The 11086-nt window shown below is 71.8% G+C and carries 6 protein-coding genes and 1 pseudogene; 2 read left to right on the top strand and 5 right to left on the bottom strand.

Annotation, left to right across the window (positions count from 1 at the left end):
• Positions 1-7: 7 nt before the first annotated feature.
• The 5 genes and pseudogenes from L6E10_RS38135 to L6E10_RS41095 all read right to left on the bottom strand — a co-directional run bounded on the left by L6E10_RS38135 (position 8) and on the right by L6E10_RS41095 (position 9171).
• Entirely contained in the window at positions 8-3313 is a 3306-nt protein-coding gene (locus L6E10_RS38135) for an amino acid adenylation domain-containing protein (protein WP_236225023.1), read from the bottom strand.
• A gap of 5 nt (positions 3314-3318) precedes the next feature.
• Positions 3319-7191, bottom strand: coding sequence for an acyltransferase domain-containing protein (locus L6E10_RS38130; RefSeq protein WP_308102968.1), 3873 nt, complete (start codon positions 7189-7191; stop codon positions 3319-3321).
• A gap of 46 nt (positions 7192-7237) precedes the next feature.
• Positions 7238-7894 (bottom strand): annotated as a pseudogene (locus L6E10_RS38125) (beta-ketoacyl synthase N-terminal-like domain-containing protein); the annotation flags it as partial.
• Positions 7895-8569: 675 nt separating this feature from the next.
• Complete coding sequence (locus L6E10_RS41100; RefSeq protein WP_308102967.1) at positions 8570-8869, bottom strand: cupin domain-containing protein; 300 nt, start codon at positions 8867-8869, stop codon at positions 8570-8572.
• A 23-nt stretch (positions 8870-8892) separates the two neighbouring features.
• Positions 8893-9171 (bottom strand): helix-turn-helix transcriptional regulator, encoded by a 279-nt coding sequence (locus L6E10_RS41095; RefSeq protein WP_308102966.1) that lies wholly within the window; start codon positions 9169-9171, stop codon positions 8893-8895.
• Positions 9172-9323: 152 nt separating this feature from the next.
• Here L6E10_RS41095 and L6E10_RS38115 point away from each other — a divergent pair, with 152 nt between their 5' ends.
• Positions 9324-9941: a bifunctional 2-polyprenyl-6-hydroxyphenol methylase/3-demethylubiquinol 3-O-methyltransferase UbiG gene (locus L6E10_RS38115; RefSeq protein ID WP_236225022.1), complete on the top strand. Its 618-nt coding sequence runs from the start codon at positions 9324-9326 to the stop codon at positions 9939-9941.
• Between the two features lies 1 nt (position 9942).
• Positions 9943-11058, top strand: a complete 1116-nt coding sequence (locus L6E10_RS38110) for an alkene reductase (RefSeq protein WP_236225021.1) — start codon at positions 9943-9945, stop codon at positions 11056-11058.
• Positions 11059-11086 lie beyond the last annotated feature (28 nt).

The following is an 11086-nucleotide window of genomic DNA, read 5'->3' as shown; positions in this document are numbered from 1 at the left end:
TGGTTCGTCAGTTGAGGTCGCCGAGCAGGCGGGCGACTTCCTCGTCCGACATCGACTCGAGCTGGTCGAGGGCGGCGCTGATGGCGAGGTCGTCCCCCACACCGCGGGTGAGGTCGTCGTCGATCCGTGCGGCGAGCGCCGACACCGTGGGGTGCGCGAAGCGGTTCTGCAGCTCCACGCGCACGCCGAAGCGCTCCTCGACCTGGAACAGCGCCCTCGTGGCCAGCAGGGAGTGCCCGCCCAGGTCGAAGAAGCCGTCGTGCCTGCCGACGCCGGTCCGGCCGAGGAGGTCGCCGTAGATCTCCGCGACGACGGTCTCGGTTTCGCCGACGGGCGGTTCGTACGCGGTGGCGGCCGGAGCCGACTCCGGGACCATCGACGAAAGCGCCGTGCGGTCGATCTTCCCGTTGGAAGTCATCGGAAGCGCCGTGTGCGCTACGAAGCGCTGCGGCACCATGTAAGCCGGGAGGACGGGAGCGAGCAGTTCTCTGAGCTGTTCCGCGGAGACGGTGTCGCCGTCGTGCGCGGCCAGGTGGGCGACGAGCACCCCGTCCGCTGTCAGGGTGACCGCGGCGTCGACGACGGCGGGGTGCCGGCGCAGCGCGTGTTCGACCTCGGCGGCCTCGACGCGGTGACCGCGCACCTTGAGCTGCTGGTCCGTCCTGCCCAGGAAGGTCAGGGTGCCGTCCGCCAGCTCGCGGACCAGGTCACCGGTGCGGTAGACGCGCTCGGGCACCTCCGCCAGGTCCGCGAATCGCCGTTCGGTCTCCTCCGGCCGGTTCAGGTAGCCGTTCGCGACGCCCTCGCCCGCGATGCACAGCTCGCCCGGCACTCCGGGTGGCACGAGCAGGCCGCGTCCGTTGACGACGTAGAACCGGGTGTTCTCGATCGGTTCTCCGATGCGCACCGGATCGGACGCGTCGACCTTCCAGCGGGCGGACCAGATCGTCGTCTCGGTGGGACCGTAGAGGTTCCACACCTCCTTGCACCCGGCCAGGAGCTGGTCGGCCAGGTCGCGGCTCATGGCCTCCCCGCCGCACAGCGCGGTGAGCCGGGACAGGCCCTTCCAACCGGAGTCGAACAGCATCCGCCACGTGGAGGGCGTCGCCTGCATGATGGTGGCACCGCTGGTGTCCAGCAGTTCGGCCAGGCGAGCCGGGTCCGACGCCTCCTCCGCGGTGGCGACGACGACCGCCGCACCGGTGACCAGCGGGAGCAGGAGCTCCAGCAGCGAGATGTCGAACGACAGGCTGGTCACCGCGAGGAACACGTCGTCCTGCCGGATCCCCGGCTTCACCGCCATCGCGTGCAGCAGGTTCAGCAGGTTGTCGTGCCGCACCTCGACACCCTTGGGCCGGCCCGTCGACCCGGACGTGTGCAGCACGTACGCGGGACTGCCGGAGGCGGGTGGCTCGAGCGGCCCGTCCGGCGTCGCGCCCGGTGACCCGTCGACGAGCAGCGGCCGGACCCGTTCAGGCAGGCGGGCGGCGACGTCCGATCGCGTGACCGCCAGGGACATGCCGGTGTCCTCGACGATCCAGGCCATCCGCTCCTCGGGCAGATCGGTGGCCAGCGGGACGAAGACCGCGCCCGCGCGGAGCGCCGCCAGCACCGCCACCACCATCTCGGGGCCGCGGTCCAGGAAGATCCCGAGTCGCCGGCCACGGCCTCCCGCGGCGTCGATGCGGCAGGCCAACGCCGACACCGCGCGGTCGAGCTCCGCGTAGCCGAGCTCACGGCCGTCGCAGAGGACGGCGACGCGCTCGGGGTCGGCCTCGGCCCACGCCGCCACGAGCCGGTCGACCGTCGTGTCCCGTGCGTGGTTCGACGCGGTGCTGTTGCGCCGGCGGAGGTTTCGGCGCTCCAGCTCGGTCATCGGGGAGACGTCACCGATCGGCAGGTCCGGGGAGCCGATCAGCGACGCGGCGAGGTGCTGCCAGCGACGGGCCATGGCCTCGATCGTCGACCGCTCGAACAGTGCCGTGTCGTAGTAGAAGCTCCCCAGCAGTTCCCGTTCGTCGGTGTCGGGGTGGAAGTGCAGTTCGAGGTCGAACTGGACGCTGCCGGTGTCGAACGGGCGCAGCTCGGCTGTGGCGCCGGGCAGCCTCAGCGGGTGGAACGCGTCCTGGAAGGCGAAGAACGCCTGGAACAGCGGGCTGCGGCTGAGGTCCCGGTTTCCGGCCACCTCGCTCACCAGCTTCTCGTACGAGTAGTTCTGGTGGTCCCAGGCGTCGGCGCACACGGCGGCGGTCCTGCGCACCAGCTCGCGGAAACTCAGCTCGGAGGACAGGCCGACGCGCAGCACCAGGGTGCTCACGAAGCACCCGGCGGTCCGCTCGAACCCGGGGTCCAGCCGGTTGGCGTACGGCGTGCCGATCGAGATGTCCTCGCGCTCGGTGGAGTGCCACAGCAGCACGAGGTACACGGCGAGCAGCGTGGCGAACCGGGTTGCCGCTTCGTCCCTGCCGAACTCCGTGAGCCGGGCGGTCAGCTCCGGCCGCAGGACGAAGTCGACCCGTGCGCCGGCGTGGCCGCGCCGGGGTGGGCGCGGGTGGTCCAGCGGCAGTTCCAGTGGAGTGCTTCCCGACAACGCCCCCACCCAGTGGTCCAGGTTCTCAGCCGAGGCGGGGCTGTCGGCGTGTGTGCGCTCCCACTCGGCGTAGTCGGTGTAGTCCAGGCTCGCGACCGCACCGCTCTCGCCGTTGAGGATCTCGGAGATCTCCCGCACGACGAGCCCGGTGGTCCACCCGTCGGCGACCAGGTGGTGCAGGGTCAGCCCCCACACGTGTTCCCGTTCCCCGGTGCGCACGAGCACCGAACGCGTCAACGGCCCACGAGCGAGGTCGAACGGCGCGATCAGGGCAGCTCGCAGCTCCCGGTCGACCTCCTCGTCGGTGGCGCCGAGGAGATCGGCGGTCCTCAGCACGGGTGTCGACTCCGGCTCGATGAACTGGACCGGCACTCCCCCGATCTCCTCGAAGGTCGCCCGCAGGCCGGGGTGGCGGCGCCAGACGGTCTCCAGCGCGGTGGCGAGCGCCGACGCGTCGACCGGCCCCTCGATCCGGTAGGTGACGGTGAACGTGTACGCCACTCCCGTCGGGTCGAGCCTGCCGAGGAACCAGATGCGGTCCTGCACACCGGTCAGCCGGCAGGCCGAGCGCCCGCCGAGCAGGTCCAGGAGCTCGGACTTGTGCTCCCTCACCGCATCCCGCTCGGCGGGATCGAGGGTTCCCGCGGCGGCCCGCAGCCGCAGCCGGTCTCCGGCCGGCGTCAGCTGCACGCCCCGCCCCAGCAGTTCCACCAGTGAGGTCATCGCGTTCACAGCTCCATCCAGTCCATCGATCCCACGACCGTCGCGGCGCCGGGAGCCGCCTGGCCGGCGCCGACCGACGTCTGCACCTCGGCCGCGAGCGCGGAGACCCCGTCCGCGCGCAGCACTCGTGAGACCGGGATCTCCACGGCCAGATCGCGCAGCACCAGGTTGCGAAGTTCCATTGCCATCAAGGAGGTCATGCCCAGCTTGCTCAGCTGGACGTCCCGCTGGACCTCGTCCTGCCGCAGGCGCAGCACCCAGGCCACCCGGTTCGCCAGCCGGTCCTCGAAGGCCGCACCGTCGTCGATGCTCCCCGCGGCCTCCTGCGGCACGACTTCTTCGGGCTCCGAGTGCGCACCGTCGTCGATCGCGCTCGTCCTGTCGCGCCGAGGGCCACGAACCCGGTCGAGCCAGTACGGTTCGCGCTGCCAGGGATAGGCGGGCAGCGGAACCGTGCGGCCACCGGCGGGCTGCACCCGGTCCCAATCGATCTCGCACCCCGCCGTGTACAGCGCCGCGACGGCTTCCAGCAGGCCCGTCCGCTCACCCCGCTTCCTGTGCGCCTTGGCGATCGTGGTGGCCGTCGCGCCGACCGAGTGCAGCGTCGCGTCGATCGCCGGGCCGAGCACGGAGTGCGGGCTGATCTCCAGGAACACCTGGTGTCCCTGCTCGGCGAGCAGGGCGACGGCCGGCCCGAGCATCACCGGTTCACGCAGGTTCCGCAGCCAGTACGACGTCCCCAGCTCTTCGCCCGCGCTCATCGCGCCGGTCACGCTGGAGCAGAACGGCACCGAGGTCGCGGCGGGCCAGACCCCGCGCAGCTCGGCGCGCAGTGCGCCGAGCAGCGGCTCCACCTGCCGGCTGTGCCCGGCCACGTCGACGACCATGCGCCGCCCGAACACGTTCGTGCGCTCGAGCTCTCCCAGCACCTCTTCGACCGCCTCGGGACTGCCGGCCAGCAGCGTCGAGGACGGACTGTTGCTCGCCGCGACCTCGACCTGGCCGTCCCACCGGCCGATGAGCGTCCGCGCCTCCTCGAGGCCGAGCTCGACCAGCGCCATCGCGCCCTGCCCGCGGATCGACGCCAAGAGTGCGCTCCGGCGGCAGATCACGAGTGCGGCGTCCTCGAGGGACAGTGCGCCGGCGGCGTGTGCCGCGGCGATCTCCCCCATGCTCTGCCCCACGACCGCGTCCGGTTCGACGCCCCAGGACTTCCACAGGGCCGTCAGCGCGACCTCCATCGCGAACAGGGCGGGCTGCACCTCCTCGATCAACGGGATGTCCGCTTCCCCGTTCTCCCGCCGCAGGTACTCGAGGACGGAGAACCCGCTGATGCGCCGGATGGCCGCGTCGCAGTCCTCGAGCGCGTCCCTGAACACCGGCTCCGTCGCGGCGAGGTCCAGGCCCATCCCCGGCCAGGCGGCGCCGTGCCCGGGGAAGACGAACACAATGGACGGTTTCTTCCACGTCGGGGCCAGCGGCCGTTCCGCGGCTCCTTCGAGCGCATCGGCCAGTTCGGTCCGCGAAGCACCCACGACGGCCAGTCGTCGCGCGTGTGGAGAGCGGCGGGCGGCCGTGTAACCGATGTCCCCGAGGTCCGCGGCGGTCCGCACGACCTCGGCGAGGGCGGTGGCCGCGTCGGCGAGCGCGGCCGGGGTGTGCGCGGACAGCGGCAGCACCACCGGCTCCCGCTCCTGCCCGTCCAGTGCGTGCGGGCGTTCCGCCGACTCGCGGCCGGTCCGGGCGTGCACGCGGGACCAGTTCACGTCCTGCCCCAGGCAGTACAGGCGGCCGAGGGAGTCGAGCAGCACGGAGCGGCTCGGCTCAGCGCGCCGGGAGGAGGGCAGCACGTGACCTTCACGCCCGGCCTCCGCCAGGCACTCGGTCACGTTGTGCACGAGGAGCGGGTGCGGGTTCACGTCGATGAAGTCGCGCCGCCCCTCGGCGACGAGCAGCCGCACCACCTCCGCGAAGAGGACCGGCTCGCGCAGGTTGTCGCACCAGTACTCGGCGTCCAGCTCGTCACCGGCCACGTCCTGGCCGACCACCGTGGAGTAGAAGGGGATGACACCGCGATGGGGACGCACGCCGCTCAGCGCCGATCGCAGCTCGGGCAGCAGCGGATCCATCTGCGGTGAGTGCGACGCGTAGTCCACCTGGATCGGCCGCAGTGTGATTCCCGACCGCGCGAGTTCGGACGAGAGGTCCCGCACGGCGTCGGCCGCTCCGGAGATCACCGTCGAGTTCGGGCCGCTGCTGACGGCGATCGAGATCTCGCCCGCGCGGCTCGCGATCACCCGGCGCGCCTCCTCGGCCGGCAGCTCGAGCACGGCCATCGCGCCCGAGCCGGACGCGGCGCCGTGCACGATCCTGCTGCGGACGCAGACGATCCGCACCGCGTCCTCCAGGCTCAGGCACCCCGCCACGTGGGCTGCCGCGATCTCGCCCAGGCTCTGTCCCACGACGGCACCGGGGTGCACTCCCCAGGAACGCCACAGAGCGGCGAGGGCGACCTGCACGGCGAAGATCGCCGGCTGCACCAGCCGCAGGTCCTCGAGCCAGGCCGGGTCGTCCGCGAGCACCACGTCCAGCACCGGCACGTCGAGGTGGGAGCGCATCGCGCGGTCGCAGCGCCGCAACGCGGCCAGGAAGGCCGGTTCGAGCACCAGGTCCTTCGCCATGCCGAGCCACTGCGATCCCTGACCGGCGAACAGGAACACCGGGTTGCCGCGATCCGCTTCCACGAGGCCCGTCGCCGTGCCGGGCAGGGGGCGGCCGTCGAGGTGCGCGGTGAGCCGCCTCGCCAGATCGGCGGGGTCCTCCGCGGTGATCGCCAGCCGCTGCCCCTCCCCGGTTTCCCGGGCCACGGCACCGGAACGCAGCGCCGGCATCGTCGCTCCGGGTTGCCCGCACGCCTCGAGGAGTTCTGCCGCCGCGGCGCGGAGCCCGTCCTCGTCCCGGGCCGACAGCGGCACCAGGTGCGACCCGCCCGTGCCCGCTTCCTCCAGGACCACGTGGCAGTTGGTGCCGCCGAAACCGAAGGCGCTCACCCCGGCGATCCCGGGACGGTCGCGCGGTGGCCACGGCGTGCGCCGCGCGGCGACCCGCAGCCGCAGGCCGTCGAAGTCGATGTGCGGGTTCGGGGTCTCGAAGTGCAGGCTCGGCGGGATGGAGCGGTGGCACAGCGCCAGAACGGTCTTGATGAAGCCCGCCATCCCCGCGGCCGCCTCGAGGTGGCCGATGTTGGTCTTCGCCGAGCCGAGCACCAGCGGGCGGTCGGCCGGGCGGCCCGCCCCGAGCACCGCGCCCAGCGCTCCCGCCTCGATCGGGTCGCCGAGCATCGTCCCGGTGCCGTGCGCCTCGACGTAGTCGACGAGCGCGGGGTCGATCCCTGCGTTGGCGTAGGCGTCTCGCAGGACCTCCACCTGAGCGGCCGGACTGGGTGCGGTCATGCCGTTGCTGAAGCCGTCGTTGTTGATCGCGCTGCCCCGGATGACGCAGTAGACGGGATTGCCGTCGGCCAGCGCGCGAGACAGCGGTTTGAGCACCACCACACCACCGCCCTCACCCCGCACGTACCCGTTCGCCCTGCTGTCGAACGCCTTGCACCGCCCGTCCGGCGCCATCGCGCCGAACCGGTCCATCGCGACCATGCTGTCCAGCGCGAGGATCAGGTTGACCCCGCCGACGAGGGCGAGCGACGACTCGCCGAGCAGGAGGCTCTGCCGTGCCTGGTGGAGGGCGACCAGCGCGGACGAACAGGCGGTGTTCAGCGTGATGGCGGGTCCGCGCAGCCCCAGGAAGTAGGAGATCCTGGCGGTGGATGATGCTGAGGTCCTGACCTGTCGCGGTGTGCTGCGTGGTCCCGGCGAGGTCACCCGCGGCCAGCTGGGCGTAGTCGTGCCACATGGCGCCGAAGAAGACGCCGGTCCGGGTGTCCCGGAGGCCGTGGGGCGCTATGCCCGCGTCGTCGAGAGCCTCCCACGACAGCTCCATCGCCAGCCGCTGCTGCGGATCCATCTCGGCCGCTTCGCGCGGTGAGATGCCGAAGAACTGCGGGTCGAAACCATCGACCTGGTCGAGAAAACCACCACGCCAGCTGTCGGCGCGGTCGTCCACCCCGGAGGCGTCGACCTGAGCTGTGCCGGCGTGCCAACGCCGCGCCGGCACGCCGCTGGTGGCGTCCACCCCGTTCGACAGCAGCGACCAGTACGCGTCGAGGTCGCCCGCGCCCGGGAACCGGCAGGACATGCCGACGACGGCGATGGGGTCGTCGGAGCGGGCGCCGCGCGTGGCCGGGGCGGGAGCCGGGCTCGGCTCCTCCGGCCGCGCGGAGGCGCTCACCGCCCGGGCGAGTGACCTGGCGGTGGGGTTCTCCCACATCATCGTGGGCCGCAGCGTCCTGCCCAGTTCGGTCCCGAGATCGGTCAGCAGGCGGACCATGTGCACCGAGTCGCGGAGGTAGCGGTTGATCCGCTCGTCCACGTCGACGAACTGAGCAGGTGTGCCGGTGAGTTCCGAAAGGCGTTCCACGAGCCACTTCTCGACCGCGGTGGCGGAAAGGTCCAAGTCGGAAGACATCACGTGGTTCCTCAGCTCTCGATGGGTCGCAGACACTTCCCCACGTGATCCACTCTGGAAGTGGATCATGAACTGGTCAACGAACCGTCCCGCGCACCGGAACACGGCAGCGGAATCGAGCCGGTCATTCCGCCTGATGCGGAAAGCATTGCCGTGCCTGGAAAATCGTGCTCCGGACCAGACCTTCCAGGCAGAACGGAGAGCAGCCGCACGCTCTGGCGGACGCGAAGTCCCTTCGGACGAGTGGGACTGCCGCCGCCGAACGTCTCGAACTCCCTGCGTTCCAACCCCTTCAAGGCCGCGCTGTGAGCTCCCGGAAGACGGCGAGTTGTGCTTCGGCGGCGTGCTCGCCGGTCACCGGAGAGGCGCGCCGCCGGTGACCGGCGGCGCGGAAAGGGCACGGGGCAGCCACGCGCCCGATCCCGTGACGACCGGAGGGCGGCCGTTCGGCACAACCGGCCGTTCCGCCGAGCGGAACAGCAACGTGACCGGAGCCGGCAGGATGATGTCCACATAGGACTTCGCCCGCGTCGTGCATCGGCTCGGGCACTTCGCTGATGCCGGAGCTGGTGGGTGGCAGCGTCCGGGGAAGGGCTCGCCGATCGGCGAGCTCGGTGCGTGGTGTCTCCGCGCAGGACCGTTGCAGGGCGTGCGAGTGCACGCCGGGGTCGATCGTCAGGCGTCGCGGATGTGGATCTGCTCCCCCTGAGGGCTGAACAGCGTCAGGATCTCGGACGCGGTGTCGCTGCTGCCGGTGATGCTGTGCGGCTGCCGTGTGTCGAACTCGGCGGCGTCGCCTTCGACGAGGGTCGTGACCTGTGTCCCGACGACGAGGTCGACCGAGCCGCTCAGCACGTAAAGCCACTCGTACCCGCCGTGGGTCGACTGCTTCGGGGGTTTTCCGTCCCGGCGGGGCGGGAGGACGACCTTGAAAGCCTGCACGGGGGCGCCGGATCGGGTCAGCGGCAGGTACACCCGCCCGTGCCGCCGGATCGGCTTCAGGTGGATGCGGGGGTCGCCCGTGGGTGGCGCGCCGACGACGTCGTCCAGGGCGACCCGGTAGACCTGGGCCAGGGGATCAGCACGTCCAGGGTGGGACGGCGGTGGCCGGACTCGAGCCGCGAGAGCGTGCTGGTCGAAAGGCCCGTCGCCTTCGCGACGTCGGACAGCTTCAGCTGCCGTCGCTGCCGCAAGTCGCGCAGCCGTGGTCCCACGGCTCCGAGCATGCTCTCGACGAGCTCTTTCGGCTGGTCCGCGGGCTCCGGTGGCGTTTGCACGTTTCGCAAGTCTAGTTGCCGTTCGCGGCAGCGGCCGCCGGAGGAGCCGACGACTTGCGAAAACCGCAAGAAAGTTTGCGGTTCCGCCGCGCGACTCCGAACCTGGGGACGAGGCGGCGCCGCTGCCGAGCACGAGAGGACGAGTACAGCGAATGACGAAGTACGACGCGGAGTTCTGGGAGCAGCACTACCGCACACTCGACCCCACGTGGGGCACCTCCCCCAACGAGGCGACGGTCGAGACGATCACCAAGCTCTTCACCGGCGTGGGCACGGCCTTGGAGCTCGGCGCCGGATACGGTGGGGACGCGCTCTGGCTCGCACGCCGCGGATGGACCGTGACGGCACTCGACGTGGCGCAAACAGCGCTCGACCGAATCGCCGCCCACGCCGCGGAACACGAAGTCTCGGACCGGGTGCGGACGATCCGCCGGGACGCCGCCACGCAGCCACTCCCGGACGGGCCGTTCGACCTGGTCTTCGGGAGTTTCTTCTACGCCCCGGGCCGTGACGACGTCTGGCGGCGGGCAGCCGCGACGGTCAAGCCCGGCGGAGCGCTGGTCGTCGTCGACCACGGCTCCAGCGCCCCGTGGTCCTGGAACCCCACACACGCGCACCCGACCCCCGAGCAGGTGGCGGGCGCGCTGGCCCTCGGCCCGGCGTGGGACGCCGAGATCCTCGGCAACCGCAGCCGCCTGGCCACCGGTCCGGGCGGACAGCGCGCGGAGGTCACCGACACGATCGTCGCCCTGCGGCGGAAGGCGGCATGACATGAGCACCCCGACCACCTCGCGACTGTGGCAGCCCCTCGGCCTCGGAGCCGTGAAGCTCGAGAACAGGCTCGTGCTGTCCCCGATGACACGCCGCCGCGCGGCTGCCGACGGCACACCGACGCCGCTCGTGGCCGAGTACTACGCGCAGCGGGCCGGGTTCGGCCTCGTCGTCACCGAAGGCGTCTACCCCAGCCGGGAGGGACGCGGCTACCCGAACCAGCCGGGACTCGTCGACGACGAACAGGAACACGGGTGGGCCGCCGTCACCGCCGCGGTGCACGCGCACGGGACACCGATCTTCGCCCAGCTCATGCACGCCGGCCGGGTCACCAGCCCCGAGGTCACGGGCACCGGCACCGTGCTCGCACCCTCCGCGATCCCCTTCGAGGACCACCACGGCCACCACTCCGCGCAAGGCACGACCGCCGCCACTTCCCGGGACATCTCGCGGCTCGTCCAGGCCCACGTCGAGGCGGCCAGGCGCGCACGCCGCGCAGGTTTCGACGGCATCGAGCTCCACGCCGCGAACGGGTACCTCCTCCAGCAGTTCCTCGCCCCCGCCTCGAACCACCGCACCGACGGGTACGGAGGGACGCCGCACCGCCGGGCGCGGTTCGTCGTCGAGGTCGCCGAGGCCGTCGCCGAGGCGATCGGCGCGGACCGCGTCGGCATTCGCGTCTCGCCCGGCGCCAACGTCCAAGGCGCCCTGGAGCTCGACGGACAGGACGTGTCAGCCACCTACGCCGCGCTCTTCGACGGTCTCCGCCAGTGCTCCCCGGCGTACGTGAGCATGATCCACCCCGACGCCGGCAGCGCCCTGGTCCAGGACCTCCGGCGCATTTCCGGCTCACCCCTGATCGTCAACACCGGGTTCTCGTCGGTCACCGACCGGAAGACCGCCGCCGATCTCGTCGACACCGGACAGGCGGACGCCGTCGCCGTCGGACGCGCCGCGATCGCCAACCCCGATCTGCCCCGACGCTGGCGGGCCGATCGCCCGGAGGCCTCCCCGGACCAGGCGACCTTCTACACGGGCGGCGCGACCGGGTACACCGACTACCCGATCGACGACGCGCCGGACGAAAGCCTCGCGGCGGGCCGGCCGCACCGATGAACGCCTTGTGAGCCCGGGCGCGTCGACG

The sequence above is a fragment of the Lentzea sp. CC55 genome (assembly GCF_021056325.1).
GTDB classification, from domain to species: Bacteria; Actinomycetota; Actinomycetes; order Mycobacteriales; family Pseudonocardiaceae; genus Lentzea; species Lentzea jiangxiensis.
The sequence above is the reverse complement of the archived record's forward strand: the minus strand, read 5'-3'. Positions and strand labels throughout refer to the sequence as shown.